This is a genomic window from Sphingomonas telluris, assembly GCF_022568775.1.
Lineage (GTDB): Bacteria > Pseudomonadota > Alphaproteobacteria > Sphingomonadales > Sphingomonadaceae > Sphingomicrobium > Sphingomicrobium telluris.
In genome coordinates this window covers 1,853,580-1,874,069 of the sequence record NZ_JAKZHW010000001.1, presented here as the reverse complement: position 1 = coordinate 1,874,069, position 20,490 = coordinate 1,853,580, and the positions used below count along the sequence as shown (strand labels likewise).

Annotated in this window: 15 protein-coding genes; 6 read left to right on the top strand and 9 right to left on the bottom strand. The window is 62.7% G+C overall.

The features are described from left to right. Positions 1-198: 198 nt before the first annotated feature. Both LZ016_RS09450 and LZ016_RS09445 read right to left on the bottom strand, forming a co-directional pair. Positions 199-2,982: a DUF5801 repeats-in-toxin domain-containing protein gene (locus LZ016_RS09450; protein WP_241447126.1), complete on the bottom strand. Its 2,784-nt coding sequence runs from the start codon at positions 2,980-2,982 to the stop codon at positions 199-201. A 457-nt stretch (positions 2,983-3,439) separates the two neighbouring features. Further along, the gene (locus tag LZ016_RS09445) at positions 3,440-7,957 is read right to left on the bottom strand and encodes a DUF5801 repeats-in-toxin domain-containing protein (protein ID WP_241447125.1); all 4,518 of its coding nucleotides are present in this window, start codon (positions 7,955-7,957) and stop codon (positions 3,440-3,442) included. A gap of 600 nt (positions 7,958-8,557) precedes the next feature. Between LZ016_RS09445 and LZ016_RS09440 the strand changes: the two genes are divergently transcribed. Beyond that, positions 8,558-10,666 carry a prolyl oligopeptidase family serine peptidase gene (locus LZ016_RS09440; protein ID WP_241447505.1) on the top strand — a complete coding sequence of 703 codons (2,109 nt, stop codon included), beginning with the start codon at positions 8,558-8,560 and terminating at the stop codon, positions 10,664-10,666. A gap of 22 nt (positions 10,667-10,688) precedes the next feature. Here the strand turns inward: LZ016_RS09440 and LZ016_RS09435 are convergent, their stop codons facing one another. The 3 genes from LZ016_RS09435 to LZ016_RS09425 all read right to left on the bottom strand — a co-directional run bounded on the left by LZ016_RS09435 (position 10,689) and on the right by LZ016_RS09425 (position 12,521). After that, complete coding sequence (locus LZ016_RS09435) at positions 10,689-10,877, bottom strand: hypothetical protein (RefSeq protein WP_241447124.1); 189 nt, start codon at positions 10,875-10,877, stop codon at positions 10,689-10,691. Between the two features lie 91 nt (positions 10,878-10,968). Continuing rightward, positions 10,969-11,688, bottom strand: a complete 720-nt coding sequence (locus LZ016_RS09430) for a Crp/Fnr family transcriptional regulator (protein WP_241447123.1) — start codon at positions 11,686-11,688, stop codon at positions 10,969-10,971. Between the two features lie 95 nt (positions 11,689-11,783). Further along, complete coding sequence (locus tag LZ016_RS09425; RefSeq protein WP_241447122.1) at positions 11,784-12,521, bottom strand: Crp/Fnr family transcriptional regulator; 738 nt, start codon at positions 12,519-12,521, stop codon at positions 11,784-11,786. A gap of 279 nt (positions 12,522-12,800) precedes the next feature. On the opposite strand from LZ016_RS09425, the gene LZ016_RS09420 reads away from it, so the two are divergent. Together LZ016_RS09420 and LZ016_RS09415 are read left to right on the top strand one after the other, a co-directional pair. Further along, positions 12,801-13,526 (top strand): Crp/Fnr family transcriptional regulator, encoded by a 726-nt coding sequence (locus LZ016_RS09420; protein ID WP_241447121.1) that lies wholly within the window; start codon positions 12,801-12,803, stop codon positions 13,524-13,526. Positions 13,527-13,644: 118 nt separating this feature from the next. Next, a complete protein-coding gene (locus LZ016_RS09415; RefSeq protein ID WP_241447120.1) occupies positions 13,645-14,202 on the top strand; it encodes a hypothetical protein in 558 nt (185 codons plus the stop codon). Between the two features lie 60 nt (positions 14,203-14,262). Here the strand turns inward: LZ016_RS09415 and LZ016_RS09410 are convergent, their stop codons facing one another. Both LZ016_RS09410 and LZ016_RS09405 read right to left on the bottom strand, forming a co-directional pair. After that, positions 14,263-14,760, bottom strand: a complete 498-nt coding sequence (locus tag LZ016_RS09410; RefSeq protein ID WP_241447119.1) for an SRPBCC family protein — start codon at positions 14,758-14,760, stop codon at positions 14,263-14,265. Then, positions 14,757-15,101: an ArsR/SmtB family transcription factor gene (locus LZ016_RS09405; protein ID WP_241447118.1), complete on the bottom strand. Its 345-nt coding sequence runs from the start codon at positions 15,099-15,101 to the stop codon at positions 14,757-14,759. Before LZ016_RS09405 ends, LZ016_RS09410 begins: the two co-directional genes overlap by 4 nt. 91 nt (positions 15,102-15,192) lie before the next feature. Between LZ016_RS09405 and guaA the strand changes: the two genes are divergently transcribed. From guaA to LZ016_RS09390, 3 genes are all read left to right on the top strand, one after another. Beyond that, on the top strand, positions 15,193-16,752 hold the full coding sequence (guaA, locus tag LZ016_RS09400) for a glutamine-hydrolyzing GMP synthase (RefSeq protein ID WP_241447117.1): 1,560 nt from the start codon (positions 15,193-15,195) through the stop codon (positions 16,750-16,752). Positions 16,753-16,810: 58 nt separating this feature from the next. Then, the gene (locus LZ016_RS09395; RefSeq protein WP_241447116.1) at positions 16,811-17,191 is read left to right on the top strand and encodes a VOC family protein; all 381 of its coding nucleotides are present in this window, start codon (positions 16,811-16,813) and stop codon (positions 17,189-17,191) included. A 70-nt stretch (positions 17,192-17,261) separates the two neighbouring features. Beyond that, complete coding sequence (locus tag LZ016_RS09390; protein ID WP_241447115.1) at positions 17,262-17,828, top strand: hypothetical protein; 567 nt, start codon at positions 17,262-17,264, stop codon at positions 17,826-17,828. A 3-nt stretch (positions 17,829-17,831) separates the two neighbouring features. Here LZ016_RS09390 and LZ016_RS09385 read toward each other — a convergent pair whose 3' ends face one another. Both LZ016_RS09385 and LZ016_RS09380 read right to left on the bottom strand, forming a co-directional pair. After that, positions 17,832-19,520, bottom strand: a complete 1,689-nt coding sequence (locus tag LZ016_RS09385; RefSeq protein ID WP_241447114.1) for an FAD-dependent oxidoreductase — start codon at positions 19,518-19,520, stop codon at positions 17,832-17,834. Next, positions 19,520-20,410, bottom strand: coding sequence for an alpha/beta fold hydrolase (locus LZ016_RS09380; RefSeq protein WP_241447113.1), 891 nt, complete (start codon positions 20,408-20,410; stop codon positions 19,520-19,522). The genes LZ016_RS09385 and LZ016_RS09380 overlap by 1 nt, the downstream gene beginning before the upstream one ends. Positions 20,411-20,490 lie beyond the last annotated feature (80 nt).

The window sequence follows — 20,490 nt, the reverse complement described above, 5'->3', positions numbered from 1 at the left end:
GACGCCATCACGACGAACGACAGGAGTTGGTTGCGATCCATCTCGCGGAACCTATCTGCGAAGCTTCCTCCGGCTATCGGCAAAGTCCCTTAGGCCAGCCTCACGAAGGAAGGACCGCGGGGTTGGGTGCCACGGTCCTCCCTTGCCCCATACAAGGCGGCCTCACCTGAGGGGCGCGAGGCCGTCATGCATGACCGCTCACATCAGCAGATGGTCCTGATGAAGGGCGGTTAGCGGATTGATCGCGCTCAAGGCGTTCACGGTCGCGCTGTAGGTCCCGTCATTGTTGCCATCGATGTCCACGGTGAAATTGGCGGTGACAGGATCATTGTCACCGTCCTTCTCCTCCACCGTGAAGCCAAGCTGCACGTCGTTCGGCGGCAACAGGAACTGGATGTCCCCGAGACCGATCTTCACGGCATTCCCGTCGACTTTGACGATGCTGACAGACTGGATCAGGAAATTGTCGTTCGGATTGGGGTCATCCACGTGAATGACGCCGTTCTTGCCGACCGCGACATCGTTCAAGACCTGGGTCTCGACGCCATTGATGGTGACAAACACATCGTAGTGACAAGTCCCCGCGCTCTTCGTCCCGACATTGATCCCGGTAACCGAGATGAGGTCGCCATTCGCCTTGTGCAGGCTAAGGTTCAGCTCTTCCCCATTGTCGAGATTGCCGTTGTCGACGCCGACGAAGCCATGGCTGGCGTTCACGAGCCCGGCTCCGACCGCGCTGTCGGCAATGATCCTTCCGAAGTCCGTGGAAGGAGCAGCCGCCTGTACGTCGACAGTATCGGTCGGACCTCCGGCGTGGATGATGGTCGTCCCGAGGTTCTCCGTTGAACTCGGGAGCGTCCCGATCATCTTGAACGTGTAGGTGCCATCGTTGTTGAGCTCCAACGTGTACAGGGGGCTTCCCTTGTAGAAGCCCTTGATCTCATTGTTCTCGGCACCATTCACGCCGTCGACGTCGAAATATTGCCAGGTGAAGTCGCCTGACGAGTCCGCCGGCCCCTTGATGATGAAGCTCTTCAAGCCGTCATTCCCGGGGGTCAGGACGTAATTACTCGTATCCTGCCCGGTTGAGTCGGTCTTGTTGGCGACCTGCAGGTCGTTCGGCGTGTTGACGTTCGCCGACGGGTCGATTTTTGGCCCGTCGTCCTTGAACTTGAACAGGTCGCCGATGTCGACGTTTGCCGAGGCACTATCGTTCGCCGACGCAGCCTCGGAATCGGTTACGCTCGCCGTCAAGGTGATCAGGCTTGCTGTCATCGCGCTCGTCGATTCATCCTGATCGGGGTTCGTCGGATGCACCACTGCGCTCTTCTCATCCAGCTTTACGACGCCGTTGGCATCGACGCTCATTTCGAACACGACAGGCCCGCCCGCCGCGAGCAACGCCGTGTCGCCGGAGCGCCCAACGACTTTCCCGCTCTCCAGGAACAGGAAAATGGCATCGCCGCTCGATGTTTCCGTCAGGCCCGTCGCGGCGCCGGTGCCGCTGATGCCCAGCGTATAGGCCAGCGTCGAGGACGCCGGCACATCTGCACCGTAATCGGGGGCATTGAACAAGCTCGCGAAGCTGCCCGTCGGATCTGTGCCAAGCGTTGAGTCATCCGCGACGAGGGCAGATATCGTTGCCCCGCTGGCGGTGATTTTGGGACCGTCGTCTTCGTAGATGATGTGCGATCCCAGTTCGCCATATTCGGTGGCGCTTCCGCCGACGAGCGTGGTCACCTTGATCTTCCCGACGTCGAACGCATCGGGCCCGCTTGTCGCGTCGCTATTGGTGACGACGAAGCGGTTGAACAGCTGACCGTCGGGCGTGAACTTCACCTGCTCGTTCACAAGTAGTCCGGAGATCTTCACGCCGTTCGCATTGTTCGGATCGAGCGCGATCGTGCCGCCGCGCGAGAGGAACGTTGCCGTGATATCCCCGCCGGCCGCGTTCAGAATCTTGACGTCGTCGACATCGATCTGCACGACGGAGCCCGGGGCGTTGATGGCGTTCTGGTTGAAGCCGGTCCCCTGATCATTCGTGGTCGTCCGGTATGCAAAGACGCTGACGGTTGCGACCACGTTGGTCGGGTTGATCTGGGAGATCGCAAACGTCGCGTTGACGACGTCCTTGTGGCCTCCGGCGTATCCCAGGTAGGACTCGTCGTGGACCTCGTTCGGATCATCGGCATTCGAGAAATTGGTGGCGTTCGCATCGACCACGTCGACCCGCAGGGATTCTCCTTCATCGACATGCTGCGCGCCGGAACCGAGGCCGGTCGTGCTGACGTTTACGGTCGACACTGCCGACCCGTTAAAGCCCGTCAGTAAGAGGTCGACGGTGCTGTTGCCGCTGGTCGGGGCAACGAGAGCGAATGCATCCTGGCCGGACGGTACCTTCCCATAATTGTCGAACGGAACTTCGGTGGAAGTGGCATAATCCGAACCCAGATAGACCAAATTCGTGAGATCGAGCGTGTCCGCTGAGTCGACCTGATTCAGTCCGTCCTCGATGAGCGGCGCGCGCTGGATCAGCCACAAGTCTGCGGATGTGACCACGCCCGCGGTTACATGCTCGTCGATGCCTATTACGATTGCGACAGAGCCGCTTGGATTGGCCGTGGTGCCGTTACCGACCCGGCCCACAACGATGTCCGGATTGCTTGTCGCAAACAGGTAGACCTGGTTGCTTCCGACATAGAGGCTGGTGGCAGTACCACCGGCGGGGAATGGCGTGCCCGTGGCCGAGCTGGTCAGGAAGTAATTGGTCACCTGGTTGGTGCTGCTGACGAAGTTCGTCTTCTCCGCAAATTGCGGGAAGCCGGTCGGGCTCGACAGAAGATTCAACGACAGCGCATTGACGGCGGTCTTGAAAGAGCTCGCATCGAACGTGGCTACCGCGACGTCATTGTCGTCGGCGGTGCCGAGCTGTGTAGCGCGAAATTCTTCGTCGAGAATTGCGTTGGAGATCGTAAGAGACATGTCGTCCTCCTCACGTTGGCGCACGGCATCCGTGCGCCGGAGTGAAGGCGCCGGCGCAGCTCGGTGCGCGATGAACTTGCCCAGGGATCACTGGTGACCGGCGCGACAGACCGGATCTCTCAGCGGTCTCGATCAGTTACGGACTATGGGTCATGTGCGCAGTCCTCTGCCCCAGAGTACTGGCAGGTCGGTCGCTTAAAGATCGGCCTGTCACTTCGACGTGAACGTCATCGAGCGACAATTGCGGCGGACCCCAGTCCCACGCCGCCAAACAAGCTTTACGCGCAATTCTCTAAATAAAACAACGAACTGCGGAAGTATAGATAACTTTGGATAACTGCTGTTCGCCGTTCGGAGGCACACAGGAGCAGGGCCGCGGGGGTTGCTGCCCGCGGCCCTGTCCTTGCCCCCGTGCCGACGGCTCGCCGAGGTTCGCGAGCGCGTCATGCCCGCAGCGTCACATCAGCAATAGGTCCTGATGCTGATGAGCGAACGGATCGTAGAGCGTGCTGCTGCTCAGCGGATTCACGACACTCAGCGCATTCACGTTTGAATCGTAGTTCCCATCGAGGTTGCCATCGATGTCCACGACGAAGCTCGCAGTCGTCGTGTCATTGTCTCCGTCCTTCAGTTCGACTGTGAAGCCGAGCTGCACGTCGGCCGGCAGCGTGAAGATGTCGATGTCGCCAATGCCGATCTTGGTGGAGGAACCGGCAGTCTTGGTGATCTCGATAGAACTGACCAGCACGTTGCCCGGTGGGTCGACTAGAATCGCCGCATTCTTGGCGAGCGCGAGGTCCTGCACGTAGGTGCCGCCGCCGACCAAGTGAGCAACAACGTGGTAACTGGACGCCGGCGCCTTCGTACCGATGCTGATGCCGGTGAAATTCACCTGCGATCCGTTGGCGTTGTGCAGGGTGAAGATCAGCGTCTCTCCGGTATCCAGATTGCCGTTGTCCACGCCCACAAAGGCATTGCTCTCGTTGATGTTGCCGGCGCCGACACTGCTATCGCCGGAGATACGAACGAATTGATCGTTCTCTTGCGCGCCGACTTCGATGCTGTTCGTGTCCGGTGCTCCTGCCTTGATCTCGGCAGTACTCAGATTCAGCGTTGAACCCGGCAACGTACCGATCATCTTGAAGCTGTACGTGCCGTCGTTGTTGAGCTCCAACGTGTACAGGGCATTCCCCTTGTAGAAGCCCTTGATCTCGTTGTTCTCGACGCCGTTGACGCCATCCACGTCAAAGTACTGCCAGGTGAAATCACCGCTCGAGTCAGCCGGTCCGACGATGTTGAAACTCTTCAACCCGTCCGCTCCAGATCCCAGCGTGTAGGAGCTGGAGTCCGTCGCGTTCAGAGTGTTCGCGACCTGCAGGTCGTTCGGCGTCAAACTGCCCGCCGCCTGGCCTGTGATGGTTGGGCCATCATCATCGAACTTCACTTCGAGCCCGATGTTGTTGTTCGAGTCCGTGGCGACATCGCCGTCCTTGTCTGTCCTCGACACGCTCGCCTGCACGGCTCCATCCGCAAGGGCGATTGTCTCGTCGGGTGACGATGCACCGCCGGTTGGATGCAGTAGTGACAGATACTGCGCCTGGAAGACTTCGCCCGTCAGCGAATTCACCGAAAGCGCGAAGGCGATCGCTCCGCTGCCATTGGGGGTGTCGGCGCTTGCGCCGTTCTCGTTGCCCACCCGGCCGAGGATCAGTCCCGCAGTCGCGCCGGTGCCGTTGTACATGAAGATCGCGGTGCCGCCGGTCGTCGAAACGCCGGAGGGCGTGCCGTTGACCACGCTCAGCGCATAGCTCAGCTCCTGCGTCGCAGGACCATCGGCGCCAGCACTTCCGCCCGTCACCGTCACCAAGGAGTTGGTGCTTCGAGCGAAGCCAATCTCCGTCGCGCCGACGCCCGTGAAAAGGCTCGCGACCGTGGGTCCACTATTGCCGGTGATGAATGCCGATCCGGCGACGTCGGTGTCGGCCTGGACTCCAGCCGTCTCGTCATGCCGCACGGATGCGCCTGTGTTCGTCACTGCCGTGATCGACGGTCCGTCATCCTTGAAGACGAGGAGCTGTCCGATGTTCAGCGGCGTGGACGCGCTGTCGCCATCCTTGTCGTTCGCCGTTGCCGTGAGAACGACGAGGTTCGAGGCCGATAGGGTTTTGGACTCGTCGGGATCGCTCGTGGGATGAACCACGGCTCGCTTCTGATCGAGCGACACATTGCCGCTACCATCCACGCTTACGACGAAGACGAGCACGTTACCGCTCGCGGTTCGTCCTTCGACCTGCCCGCTGGCGTTCAGGCTGAGCACGACGCTTTCGCCGCTCGCCGTGTCGACAAGTCCCGAAGCGCCGCCCGGCGTCGACAACGCATAGCCTACCGGCGTCGCGCCCTGGCCGTCCGCGCCATAGGTTGGCGTGAATTGGCCGGCGAACGAGGCGCTGGCGTCAGTGGCGAGAGTCGTCTCGTCCACAGTGAGCGTCGGCGCATTGTTCAGCGTGCCGCTGATGCCGGGACCGTCATCCTTGAAGACGAGCAGCTGCCCGATGTTCAGCGGCGTCGATGCGCTGTCGCCATCCTTGTCGTTCGCGGTCGCCGTAAGCACGACGAGGTTGGCCGCCTGGAGCGACTTGGACTCGTCCGGATCGTTCGTTGGGTGAACGACGGCGCGCTGCTGATCGAGCGTGACCGTGCCATTCGAACTCACGCTGACGACAAAGACGAGCGCGCCGCTGCCTGAAGTCCTTCCTTCGACCTGGCCGCTGGCGTTGACGCTGAGGACCACGCTCTGGCCGGTCGCCGTATCGAGGAGTCCGGAGGCTCCGCCCGGCGTGGACAGGGCGTAGGCCACCGGCGTCGCCCCCTGGCCGTCGGCTCCGAACGACGGGGTGAACTGGGCCGCGAATGACGCGCTCGCATTGGTCGCGAGGACGGTCTCGTCGACGGTCAGCGTGGGCGCATTGGTCAACGTCCCGCTAATGCCCGGACCATCGTCCTTGAAGTTGAGCAACTGGCCGATGTTCAGCGGCGACGACGCGATGTCGCCGTCACCGTCATGCGCAGTCGCCGTAAGCACGACGAGGTTGGCCGCCGACAGCGATTTGGATTCATCCGGATCGTTGGTCGGGTGAACCACGGCACGCTGCTGGTCGAGTGAGACGGTGCCGCTCGCGTTCACGCTGACGACAAAGACGAGCGCGTTGCTTGTCGCCGTCCGTCCCTCGATCTGGCCGCTGGCGTTCAGGCTCAGAACGACGTTCTGTCCGCTCGCCGTATCGACGAGTCCGGAAGCTCCGCCCGGTGTCGACAGTGCGTAAGTGACCGGTGTCGCGGCCTGGCCGTCCGTTCCGTAGCTCGGCGTGAACTGTCCGGCAAACGATGCGCTTGCGTCCGTTGCGAGCGTGGTCTCATCGACGGTTAGCGCGGTTGCGCCCGTCAGCGTCCCTGTGATTCCCGGACCGTCGTCGTCCGCGAACAGATGGCTGCCGAGACCTGCGCCAGATGACGTGGCCTGCGTCAGGTCGATATGACCGATGTCGAAGGACGCGCTGTGCGCCAGCGCCTGGATGGTGATGCGGTTGAACGTTCCGTCGAGCGCGCTGGCAGGATCGTCGCGCGCGGTGAAGTTGATCGTGTCGCCAGCCTGCGCGCCGTGAATCGTGATCAAGTTGCCGCTGATAGCGACGGTGACGGTGCCTTTTGTCACGCCCGTTGTGATGTTCGCGTCGTTCCAGTTCCAGGTGTTCGCGCCGATCGTGACGGTGCCGACATTGACGATCGTGTCATCCGTCAAATGCCTGTCGGTGTCCTGATCGCCGATGTAGCTGTACGACTGGCCGGCAACGTCGGCGTATCCCTCTTCAGGTAGGAGTGACCCCGCCGCCTGGTCCGGATCCTGGCCGCTGGCCGGCGTGCCGCCGCCCGCTTCCCACAGAGCGATCTTCATGTCGCCGGTGCCCGATCCCGTCAGTTGCGAGATGTTCACGGCCGAAGCGCTCGTGTTGATGTAATTGTTGTAGTCGATCTGCTTGACGTTCTGCCCCGTGTACGTCGGATTCTGCCCCGAAAGCGGCTGAAGTCCCGTGACGAAGGTGAATACGCCGACGGATCCGTCAGTCGGGTTTCCGCCCCCGCTGTCGGCGAAATGCTGTGCGTTGATTCCGATCGTCGTGTCCGACGCCTTGCTTGTGTTGACTGCATCGCTCGGGTCGGTTCCGCCCTTGTCGATGTCGCCCTGCTTGCCGCCGGCCGTGTCCGTGACGTTCAGATCCTGTCCCGTGATCAGCATCGCGGAGGTCGAGCTGCCGACCGCTGCCCACAGGAAGTTGCCCGCGTCGAGCTGCGCGAAGTTGAAGGACAGCGTCGCCGACGCGCCGACCGACAGGACGTCCGTGAACGAGAGTGTCTCGTCGTTGCTGTTGGTGTCCGTGTGCTTGATGGCCTGGAACGTGACCATCTGGACACCGGCGGTCGCGACATGAGTCACATTGTTGATGGACTCATTGATCAGCGCGAAGCCGGCGACGACCGTTCCGCCGGCGCCCTGCGCCGTCGTGACGGTTGCGAAGTTCCCGCTGGCGTCGACATGCAGGTACAGCGGATCGCCCGCGAGCGTCTGCATGCCGGTGATCAGGTTGGTTGCGCCGGGATCGATGAAGCGGAGATCGGTGAACGTCTCGCCGCCATTGGCCGTCGCCTGGATGAACGTGTTGCTGCTCTGCGCGCCGTCTACGTTGACGGCGAATGCCTTCTGGGTGGGACTTAGGCCTAGCCCGGCGAGATAGGTTTCAAAGCCAGCATCGACCGAATTCGCAGTGGCACCAAAGCCGTCGATGTTCGAGGCCGCCGACAGCGTGATGTTGACGTCGTTGCCGTCGGGAGGCGTCTGGGTGCCGGCGGTCTGATCCGTGGTCAGGTTCTGCGTACCAGCCGCGACGCGGTCGTTGTCGATCGAGAAGACGATAGCCATGATTAATCCCCCAGGATGCGCGCGAATGGACGGCTTCGCGCGGGTCCGGTTCGTGCATTGGTTGTTGGGTGGGAAATCGCCGGCGATCCGCGCGACAGATCGGACCTCTCAGCGGTCTCGCCTAGCTAAGGACCATGAACCATATGCTCAGTCCTCTTCCCCAGAGTACTGGCAGGTCGGTAGGTTTCGGGGCCTGACGGTCGGGCGGTTGCCTCTTACCGTAATCGGGCCCGGGAACGGTCGGCCTGTCACTTCGACACCGAGTTATCGAGCGACAAGGCAGCGAACCCCCAAGTCCCGCGCCGCCAAATTACGCTTTACGCGCAGCACCCTAGTAAAGAAAAAGTAAATACAGCACTAGATAACTTTAGATAAGGCACGCAAATTGCGGGATATTCCTGAGTAAAGCGTCCCTCACAATTGGCGTTGTGACGCCCCTTGGAATCGGTGGCGCATTACTGCTAGCGACGCGCGACCTGAGTTCCGGGGAGGGTGTTCCCAATGCGTCGGAGTGTGTTTGTTGCTGCCTTGCTTGCCGGCGCCTGCGCCATGAGCCCCAATCCCGAAGTCGAAGCCGCGGCGGCTGCTGACGCAGCCGCGATGGCTACGCAAGCCGCGGACGCTGCGCAGGCAGCTCAGCCGGTTCAACCGGCATTGACCTACCCGCAAACCCGCAAGACGGATTTCATTGAAACCCAGTTCGGAGTGCAGGTCGCCGACCCCTATCGCTGGCTTGAGAACGACGTCCGCACCGACGCGGAAGTGAAGTCCTGGGTCGATGCGCAGAACACGGTCACCAACCAGTTCCTCAGCACGCTTCCGGGCCGCCAGGGGCTAGAGAAGCGCATTACCGAGCTCTACGATTACGAGCGCTTCGCGGTGCCGGAGAAGAAGGGCGGCCGCTACTTCTACACGCACAACACGGGCCTTCAGAACCAGTCGGTCCTGTTCGTCCGCGACAGCGTAAGCGGCGAGGGCCGGGTGCTCATCGATCCCAATCCCTGGTCGGAGGACGGCGCCACCGCGCTCGCCGAATGGCAGCCGAACGAGCAGGGTACGAAGCTGCTCTACGCGGTTCAGGATGGCGGCACCGACTGGCGCACGCTCCACGTGCTCGACGTCGCCACCGGACAGCAGCTTCCCGACGAAGTGAAGTGGGTGAAGTTCTCGGATCTCTCGTGGGCGAAGGACGGCAGCGGCTTCTATTATTCGCGCTTCCCGGCGCCCAAGACCGGCGGCACCTACCAGTCGCTCAACGAGAACCATCAGATCTACTTCCACAAGCTTGGCACGGCGCAGTCGGTCGACAAGCTGGTGTTCGAGACGCCAAAGCGGCTCGATCTCAACAACACCGGATCGGTCAGCGACGACGGCCGCTGGCTGGTCGTTAGCTCTTCAAGCGGAACCGACTCCCGCTTCGAGGTGAGCCTGGTCGATTTGAAGCGTTCGGGCGCAAAGCCGCGTGTGCTGATTCCCGGGTTCGACAACAATTGGAGCTTCGTCGGCAACCGCGGATCGACCTTCTACTTCGTCACCGACAAGGGCGCTCCGCGGCAGAAGATCGTGACGATCGATGTCGCCAAGGCGAAAGCGGCACCGCAGGAAATCGTCCCGCAGGATGCTGCTAAGCTCGAGGGCGCAAACCTCGTCGGCGGAAAGCTGATCGCGTCCTACCTGAAGGACGCGAAGACCGAGGTGCGCATCTACGGACCGAACGGCGGCGCGGCGGAGAGCGTGGTCAAGCTTCCCGGCATCGGCACGGCCGCGGGCTTCGATGGCGACGACGACGATCCCGAAACCTTCTTCGCCTTCACCAGCTTCAACCAGCCGACGACGATCTACCGCTTCGACGTGAGGAGCGGCGAGGAGACGACGTGGGCTGCGCCAAAGGTCGCGTTCAACCCGGACGATTATTCGGTCGAGCAGCGCTTCTATGCGTCCAAGGACGGCACGCGCGTTCCAATGTTCATCGTTCGCCGCAAGGATGTGACGGGACCGGCGCCGACGTTGCTGTACGGCTACGGCGGGTTCGACGTCTCGCTGACCCCGAGCTTCTCGGCGACGCGACTGGCGTGGCTCGAGAAGGGTGGCGTCTACGTCTTGGCGAACATTCGCGGCGGCGGCGAGTATGGCAAGGAATGGCACGATGCCGGCCGCCTCACGCACAAGCAGAATGTGTTCGACGACTTCATCGCCGCCGGCGAATATCTGAAGACGCAGGGGATCACGTCGCCACACGGTCTCGCCATCCAGGGCGGATCCAACGGCGGCTTGCTGATCGGCGCGGTGGTCAATCAGCGGCCGGACCTGTTCGACGCTGCGAACGCGGCCGTGGGCGTGATGGACATGCTGCGCTTCGACCGCTTCACGGCGGGTCGATACTGGGTCGACGACTATGGCTATCCGAACAAGGAAGCCGACTTCAAAACGCTATTGGCCTATTCGCCCTATCACAACATCAAGGCCGGCGTTCATTACCCGCCGGTGCTGGTGACGACGGCGGACACGGACGATCGCGTCGTTCCGGGTCACAGCTTCAAGTATATCTCCGCGTTGCAGGCGGCTGACCCGAGCGGCGAGCCGCATCTCATCCGCATCGAAACGCGGGCAGGCCACGGTTCCGGCAAGCCGACGACGAAGATCATCGAGGAAGCGTCGGACGTGCTCGCTTTCCTCGCGCGGTATACGGGGCTGGAGCTCGGAAATTAGGGACGCCGAGGCGGCGAGGGCGTCAGAAGCTGGACGCGCTACCCGCCAAACTCGGCTGCGGGTTGACGTTCGCTTCGATCATCAACGCGTACGCGTTCGCCATTTCCTCGTGGGCACGCCTGGCCTGAGGGCATTGCGCCGTCTCGGCGGCCTTACGCTCGGCCCGTTCACGCGCCCGGTAGTAATCGGCTTGTCCCGTTTGCATCTGCATTCCCCGCCCCGCAGGCACACTGATTACAGTAGCCTTTTGAACGACTTACGGGCGGCATGGAATCACATAGGATAAAAGTTCGCGATTTTATTCAGCGGTCACGGTGCTCGAGATAAAGGTAGAAAGGATCAAACTCCGCGACGTCGTGCAGTCCTTCCAGGTCGAGGATCGTCGCCCGGCGGTTTTCGAGTTCTATCAGGTTGCGGCGGCGAAGCTCCTGGAGCGTTCGGTTCACGTGAACGGACGTGAGGCCGAGGCACTCCCCTAATTCCTGCTGGGTCAGTGGGAATTCGAAGCTGTTGCCGTCGGTCTCACCGACGATTTCCAGTCGCACGAGCAGTTCCGCAAAGAGATGCGCCATCCGGCTGAGCGCCGACCTGCGGCCCAAGGATACGGTCCACTCCCGGTGAATGGCGGCGTCGACGTTAGTTATGAACCAGTAGATCCGCGCCAGATGCGGGAAGCGCTCGAACAGATGGACGAGCCTCTCGTGCGGAAAAACCGCAATTGTGCAGGGGCTCATGGTGATGACGTTGTGATCGAGCCGCTTGAGCGTAAAGGCGTGGAGATCGGCAAAGTCGCCGGTGACGTGAAGCTCGCTGACCTGCCGCTGACCCGTTGCTAGATCGCGGGTCCGCGCGAGCCAGCCGCTCAGCAGCATGAGGCTGGTGTTCAGTTCCTCCCCGCGCCGGATAATGGTTCGGTCGGCGCGTACCTCGCGCACTTCCGACATCGCGCCGCGGATGGCTTCTTCTTCCTCGCGACTGATGTTCACGCGCTTGCGAAGTTTCTTGAGGTGCGCCTCGATCATCCTATTCCCACTCGGCTTGGGCGTTCCGCGAGCGCCGGAAGATATTCCAGCGACGAAACCATTCCCTGCGCGCCCCAGTTCCGAGGCCCGCACCTTCACTGATTTGAATCGAGGTAACGGCCTTCGTGGTCGAGGTGCAGGTAGTTCGGATTGAACATCGCGGCCGTCATAAGCGCTTCGATGTCGGGGAGCGTCAGGCGGCGCTTTTCGAGCACGATCAGCCCGTCGCGCCGTAGTTCCTGAAGCGTCCGGTTGACGTGCACTGCGGTGAGGCCCGTCGCGTCGGCCAGGTCGGTCTGGGTCAACGGAAGGTCGCAGCTGATCCCATTCGTCAGGCCGACGGTGCGCAGGCGGAGGAATAGCTCCAGCAGCAGATGGGCGATGCGCTCGTAGGCTGTGCGTTGACCGATATTCAGAGTCCATTCGCGCTGAATCGCGGCGTTCACCAGCGCTTCCCACCACAGTCCCTGCGTGATGCGCGGATAGTTCGTGGTCAGCGCGTCCATGTCGTCCCGGCTTATATCGGCGACCGACAGGCGCGTGATCGCGCCGATGCTGTGATCCATCTCCTTTAGGACGTAGACGTTGAGGTCGCAAAAATCGCCGGGGACGAAGAACGCGACGACCTGCCGCCGGCCGTCGGGCAGCGTCTTGTACCGGCAGGCCCAGCCATCGACCATCAGGTGGACGAACTTCGGCTTTTCGCCCTCGCGGATGAGATCGCGTCTTGGAGGGACGACGCGCGCAACCTTGCTGAGCTTCGCCAGCGCTTCCTTGTCGTCTGGCGACAGGCGCGTGAATGCTTCGAGCCGGTGGGTCAGCGCTTGTGCCACATCAACGATATCCCGCGTGTGCCGCTACGCTAGACTGCTGCTGGGACCACAGCCCTAATCCACGTTAGGGTCCCCATTGTACATTGTTACACAGGGCGGCGCACCATCCGACATGACCTGCGAGGCACCTCCGCCAAAATTCGGACTCCTAGCCTTTGTTAATGCTCGCGATTCCAGCCGCGTCTAAGTCCCGTATCGGTCGGGGAGGGGCGTCATGCCAAACCAAGTTGCGTGTATCGAGAGTCTGTTGGGTATGCCGGGGCCCGGGGCCAACCGCGGATGAATGACCGAGCAATCGGCGAAGCGCTGCTCAGTCATCTTTCCATCATCGGCCAGGTTTCGAATGAGGACGCGGATGCGATCCTCGGGCTCGGTGGCGAAGTTCGATCGCTGAAGCGCCACGAAGATATATTGAAGCCCGGTGACGCTCCGAAGTGGTCGGTGGTCGTCCTGCGCGGCTTTTTGCAGCGCTACGGCAGCCGCCGTGACGGCCTGCGGCAGATCCAGTCGTTCTATATTCCAACAGATGCGCCGAGCCTCGAGACGCTACACATCGAGAAGGTGCAGAGTACGCTTTGCGCGGTCGTCCCAAGTGACGTCTGCCTTGTTCTCCATACCGACCTGCATGAGCTGATGGAGCGCCGGCCGAACATCCGCTCGCTCATCTGGCGCGAAAGCCTGGTCCAGTCCGCGATCTTCCGCGAATGGCTGACGCGCAACAGCCGGCTGACGGCTGACGCGCGCATGGCGCATCTCTTTTGCGAAATCTTCGTCCGCTCGTGTGCCGTTGGTCTCAACGACGGGGAAAGCTGTGAAATGCCCGTGACGCAGGAAATGCTGGCCGACGCGCTGGGCCTCACTGGGGTCCACGTGAACCGCACGCTCCAGTCGCTGCGGGAAACAAACATGGTCGAGCACAAGAACGGCCGGCTTTTCATCCACGATTTCAAGCGGCTCGCCGCATATGCCGACTTCGACCCCGGCTACCTCCACCTTCGCCGTTAACGTAGCTGAACGCCAGCAAACGGCCCATTCAGCCGCGCGCCATTGCAGAGGGCTTAGGAAGCCTGTGAGCTTGCCATGCGTTTAAGCGGTCAAGCACGAACAGGTAAGGAGCAAGGCCATGAAGGCTGTTACAAAGTTTGTGGCGGGTGGCGTTGGTTTGGCCGCTTTGGCGAGCGCCGCACCGGCAGCTGCACAATATTATCCCGGTTATCCGGGCTACGGTACCGGGGGCATCGGTCAGGTGATCAGCCAGGTGCTCGGTGGCGGTCAGTACGGCGGTTACGGCTACAGCGGCTACAACACCGCCGGCAACGACCGCGTGATGGTCGACCGTTGTGCGGCGGCCGTCCAGCAGCGTATCGATCGCGACTACGGCTATTCCCGCTACGGTTCGCCCTACGGATACGGAGCTTACGGCGCCTCCGGTTACGGACAAGGCCAGGGCCGTGTCCTCGGCGTCACCTCGGTTGAGCGGCGTTCGAGCGGCCTTCGCGTCCGCGGCCTCGCTACGGCGAACGCGTATGGCGCCGGCTACGGCGGCAATCCCTATGGCGGCGGCTACGGCAATTACCAGCCGCAGGGTGAGCTGAGCTTCAAGTGCAATATCGACTATCGCGGTTACATCCGGGACATCGATCTCGACCGTAACAACTACGCGTACGGCTATCGCCGCTAGTTCCGCCTTACGGGTGGAGAAGAGTGCGCCGGGATCGAAAGGTCCCGGCGCATTTCTTTGTCAGGCGTTGACCCGGAGCGTCTTCGCATATTGCTCGAGCTGGCCCGCCACGGTGCCCCAGCCGTCGTGGAAGCCCATTTGCTCGTGCGCTTCCTTGTCCTTTGCGTCCTTGTGCAGGGCGACAGCGCGATAGGCGGTCTTGCCGTTGCCGGCGTCCTCGAAAGTGACGATGGCCGTCATCGGAAAGGATTCGCATCCCTCGCCCATCTCGTTAGGCCGGTATCCGGGCCCCAGCGCGCTGGTCCAGGCCAGCTTCTTGCCATTGTCGACTTCCAGCACGCAGCCGGCCGTGCCGTGGCCGGTATCGAAATTGTCCGGTCCGACCATCCGGATGCGGAAGATGCCGCCCGGACGAAGATCGAGTTCGCATTCCGTGATCTGGTACGGCTTCGGCGCGAACCACTGCTTGAGATGTTCCGGGTCGGTGTAGGCGGCCCAGACCAGGTCGATCGGAGCGTCGAGCGTGCGTTCCAGGACCAGGTCATTCTCATTGGTCACTGCGTTTCTCCATCGTTCTTCAGGGTTGAAAGATAGGTCTCGAACCGGTCGAGCTGCGCTTCCCATTCGCTGCGCCGCTCGGCGATCCAGCTCTCGGCGGCGGACAGAGTGTTCGCCTCGAGCTGCACCGTGCGCACCCGGCCCTTCTTCTCCGAGCGCACGAGGCCGCTCTCTTCGAGCGACTTCAGATGCTGCATGACGGCCGGAAGGCTGATCGGGAGCGGGCGCGCGAGCTCTGACACGGAAGCCGGGCCGCGGCTGAGGCGTGCGAGCATCCCGCGCCGGACCGGATCCGCCAGCGCCTGAAAGGTGCGATCAAGAGTGCTCGAATCGTTAAGCATGCACTTAAGTATCTCCGTGCGACAGGCATTGCAAGACAGTTAAGCAACGGCTTAACTTTACTCGCGCGGCCTTGGTCCCTATCGGCTCGCCATGACGGTCCAGCCCACCGAATCCATCCTCATCGTCGACTTCGGCAGCCAGGTGACGCAGCTCATCGCGCGCCGCATCCGCGAAGCCGGCGTCTATTCCGAAATCGCCCCGTTCAACGCAGCCGAGGAGGCGTTTCACCGCCTGAACCCGAAGGGGATCATCTTCTCCGGCGGCCCAGCCTCGGTGATCGATGCGGAAAGCCCGCGCGCTCCCCAGGTCATGTTCGACAGCGGCCTTCCGCTGCTCGGCATCTGCTACGGCCAGCAGACACTTCACCAGCAGCTCGGGGGCAGGGTCGTCACGTCCGACCAGAAGGAATTCGGACGCGCCTTCATCGAGATCGTCTCGCCGTCCGCATTGTTCGATGGGCTGTGGCACGTCGGAGAGAAGCACCAGGTCTGGATGAGCCACGGCGATCGCGTCGACGAGCTCGCTCCCGGCTTCGAGGTCGTAGCCCGCTCCGAGGGTGCGCCGTTCGCGATCGCCACCAACGAAGAGGCGAAGCGCTATTCGCTGATGTTCCACCCGGAGGTCGTGCATACCCCCGACGGTGGGAAGCTGCTGGCGAACTTCGTGCGGCACGTCTGCGGCTGCTCGGGCGACTGGACGATGGCCAGCTTCCGCGAGGCCAAGATCGCCGACATCCGCGAGCAGGTCGGCAACGGCCGCGTCATTTGCGGCCTGTCCGGCGGCGTCGACAGCGCGGTCGCTGCGGTTCTCATCCATGAGGCGGTGGGCGAGCAGCTGACCTGCGTGTTCGTCGACCACGGCCTGATGCGGGCAGGGGAGGCGGAGCAGGTCGTCTCCCTGTTCCGCAACAGCTACAACATCCCGCTCGTCCACGTGGACGCCAGCCGCGACTTCCTTGGCGGCTTGCACGGCGTCAGCGACCCCGAAAAGAAGCGCAAGTTCATCGGCGCCGAGTTCATCAACGTTTTCGAGGCGGAAGCGAAGAAGATCGGCGGCGCCGACTTCCTTGCTCAAGGCACGCTCTACCCCGACGTCATCGAGAGTGTCAGCTTCACCGGCGGTCCGAGCGTCACGATCAAGAGCCACCACAATGTCGGCGGCCTTCCCGAGCGGATGAACATGAAGCTGGTCGAGCCGCTCCGCGAGTTGTTCAAGGATGAGGTCCGCGAGCTTGGCCGCGAGCTTGGTCTGCCCGAGGCTTTCGTCGGCCGCCACCCGTTCCCCGGCCCGGGTCTTGCCATCCGCATCCCCGGCGAGGTGACGAAGGAGAAGTGCGACATCCTCCGCAAAGCGGACACGATCTACCTCGAGGAGATCCGCAATGCCGGCCTCTACGACGCCATCTGGCAGGCGTTCGCGGTCCTGCTTCCGGTCCGCACCGTCGGCGTGATGGGTGACTTCCGCACTTACGATTACGTCTGCGCGCTCCGGGCGGTCACTTCGGTCGACGGCATGACCGCCGACATCTACCCGTTCGACGCCGCCTTCCTGAGCCGCGTCGCGACCCGCATCGTCAACGAAGTGCAGGGCATCAACCGCGTGGTCTACGACTATACGTCGAAGCCGCCGGGCACGATCGAGTGGGAGTGAAGGCAGCCGCCTGTCCGGGGGACAGGTGGACCCTTCACTCGGGAACGGAGTAGACGAAGTGCACCGGTCGCGCATCAACGGCATTCTGATCGACTGCAACGTCGAGGATATCGACGCCGCAGCGCGCTTCTGGGCCGAAGCGCTAGGACGGCCGATCAATCGCGATCATCCGGGCACGCGCGGCAACTACGTCATGCTGGAGGACCGTCCCGGCGAAATTGCTGTGCAGATCCAGCGCGTCGACCATGAAAGCCGTATCCACGTCGATATCGAGACCGACGACATTCCCGCGGAGATCGCACGGCTGGAAAAGCTCGGCGCCACGGTCGACAAGCGCATGGAGCGCTGGGTCGTGATGCGTGCGCCCTCGGGTCAGCGCTTTTGTGTCGTCCGGGTCCAGCGCGACGGCTTTCCTGACGACGCGGCGACTTGGGGCTGAGCCACCTTTGGCGCTTGTTTGCCCGACACTGTTCATCCAAGGTTCGTGCGTCCAACAGGGGGGAATGCACATGTTGCGGAAGTCGATCGTCGGTGCGGCTGTCTTCGCGGGCCTGCTTGCTTCCACCGCTTCCGCCCAGGACGAGACCAACGAGGCTGTCCTCTACAGCAAGGGCAATTTTCAGGGCTCCAGCCGAACGATCCACGGCCCGACCAAGGACCTAAAGATCCCCTTTGTGGTGAAGAGTGTGAAGCTGCCCGAGGGCAAGGCCTGGGACTTCTGCAACGGCAATACCTTCACTGGCTGCAAGACGCTCAACAAGTCCGAGCCGACGATTGCGCTCAGTGTCCGCTCCGCGCGGCCGGGCGGGATGGCCGTCGCCAAGCGCGGGACGGTGCTACCGCCGGGAACGCTCACCGAGCAGTCACTTCGCGGCGTCGCCAGCGAATATTTCGTCGCTCCCGTCGAGAACGGCAATCGCATCGCTGTGCCGGGCGGCACTCCGGACGCCGGATCGGCGCGGGCCGACGAGTTCTGCCGCTCGCGGGGCTGGCAGGGCTCGGCGCACCAAATGGTCGAGATGGCCAAGGGCCAGCCCGTCCTCGCCGACGTTCTCTGCGTTCAGACGGGGGCCTGACCCCTACTGAGCGGGGATCAGGTTCGGCTGCTGGATGACCGGCTGAGCCGGTTCCCGCGCGAGGTAGCGATGGATCGACGCAACGACGGCCGCGCCGTCCCCGACCGAGGCTGCGACGCGCTTTACTGACCCGGAGCGTACGTCGCCCACGGCGAAGATTCCGCTTCGGCTCGTCTCCAGCGGCAACCTGTCTTCACCCGCGTTTGCATCGGTCAGGACGAAGCCCCGCTCGTCAAGCTTGATACCCGTTCCCGCCAACCAGTCCGTGTTCGGCTCGGCACCAATGAAGGAGAAGAGATAGCGCGCGGGGCGCGCCACCTCTGCGCCTGTCGACCGCTCGCGCCAGCGGATGCTCTCGAGCGCTCCATCCGACCCGGTGAGCTCGCTGATCTCGCAGCCGATCACGACATCGACGTTAGAAAGGCTCTCGATCCGCTCGATCAGATATTGCGACATCGTCTCGCTCAGCGGCCGCCGCGCGAGGACCGTCACGTGCTTTGCTCGACCGGCGAGAAACACGGTGGCCTGGCCCGCGCTATTACCGCCGCCCACCAAAGCGACATCATGTCCCGCGCAAAGGTCGGCTTCAAGCGGCGAGGCCCAGTAATGAACCGACGTTCCCTCGAACTCGTCTAGCCGCTCGACGCCAAGACGCCGGTACCGCGCGCCGGTCGCCAGAACGACGGCGCGGGCTTGGATGCGTTCTCCCGTCCCCAGCTGCAGGTGGCACGGGTCGTTGCCGCATTCGAGCTTCACGGCTTCGTCGGGGATGGCGATTTCGACCCCGAACTTCTGCGACTGGCTGAAGGCGCGGCCCATCAGAGCCATGCCGGAAATGCCGGTCGGGAACCCTAGATAGTTCTCGATCCGCGCCGACGCTCCCGCCTGTCCGCCGAAGGAGCGGCAATCGATGGCGAGAACGGAAAGCCCTTCCGAACCGGCGTAGACGGCGGTCGCCAGCCCCGCGGGGCCTGAGCCCACGACCACGACGTCATAGACCTTGTCCGGATCGATCGGGCCGAGCAGCCCTACGCAACGCGCAAGCTGGTGCTCGCTTGGGTTCCGGATCAGCTTGCCATCCGTGCACAGGACGATGGGCAGTTCGCCGGCCGTCACCTGGAATTTCTCGACCAGGGTGCGCGCGCAATTGTCGTGAACTGGATCGAGGCGCTGATACGGATGGCCGTTGCGGCGCAGGAAATTGACCAGGCGCAGAACGTCCGCATTGCCTTCGTCGCCGATGATGACCGGCCCCGCGCCTGAGGCAATCAGCCCCATCCGGCGCAGGATCAGGGCGCGCATGATCCGCTCGCCCAAATCCGCCTCGGCGATCAGGAGGGCGCGAAGACGGTCGGGCGAAATCGCTACGCCTTCGACGTCGCTCAGCGCCTTGGCGTCCACCAATTGTGGCCGTCCGGACAGCTGAGCCAATTCGCCCATGAAGTTGCCGCGCTCGTGCGTGACGATATGCGAGCCAGCGGCCTTGTGATCGTGCTGGGTGACCTCGACCTCGCCCGACATGATGAGCATCAGGCCGGGCCCGACGGCGCCGACCTGCGCCACCATCTCGCCCGCACGGAAGCTGCGCGGCTCCCCAAATTTGGAGAGCCGCGCAAGCTCTTCGTCCGACAGGCGCGGGAACATCTGCGCCCCGCGCGTGGCGATCAGCTCCTGCTGACTACTGTCGCTCATCAGGCCGGAAGGGGCTCGACGATCAGTGTAGGGGTCTCGTCAACATCCGCGCCGAAATGCTCGTCGCGGATGAAGGCCAGGATGTCCGGATTAAGGATTTCCGGATGTGTTGATGGCAGTCCGTGCGGCAGCCCCTTGTAGGTCTTCAGCGTGCCATTCTTCAGCAGCTTGACCGTGAGCGGCGCAGAATCGGCATAGGGCACGATCTGGTCATCGTCGCCGTGAACCACCAGCACCGGTACGTCGATCTTGGTGAGGTCCTCGGTGAAGTCCGTTTCGGAAAAGGCTTTGATGCATTCGTACCCGGCCTTGGCACTGCCCATCATGCCCTGTCGCCACCAGTTGCGGATCAAGCCTTCAGACACGACCGCGCCCGGGCGGTTGAAGCCGTAAAACGGACCCGTCGGGATATCGAGATAAAGCTGAGCGCGATTGTTTGCCAAGGCCGCCCGGAAGCCGTCGAACACTTCGATGGGCGTGCCACCAGGATTCGACTCCTTCTTGATCATTACCGGGGGTACGGCATCGACCAGCACGGCTTTGGCGACGCGGCCGGGCTCAGCCCTAGCGACGTAGCGTGCGACTTCTCCTCCTCCGGTAGAATGACCCACGTGGATCGCATTCTTGAGATTGAGTGCCGCGACCAGGTCCGTGACATCCGAAGCGTACGTGTCCATCTCATTCCCATGGTCCGTCTGGTCCGAACGGCCATGTCCGCGGCGGTCGTGCGCGATGACGCGAAAACCCTTGTCGTGGAAGTAGAGCAGCTGGGCATCCCAGTCGTCGGCGCTTAGCGGCCAGCCATGATGGAAGACGATCGGCTGGGCGTCCTTGGGGCCCCAGTCCTTGTAGAAAATATTGGTGCCGTCTTTGGTCGTGATGAATGGCATTGCGTGCCTCCCGCGACAGGCCGGGGGGTGAGTCGGCCTCGTGCGATGCCGGCCGACGGGGCCGGCGCCGTCGTCTTGAT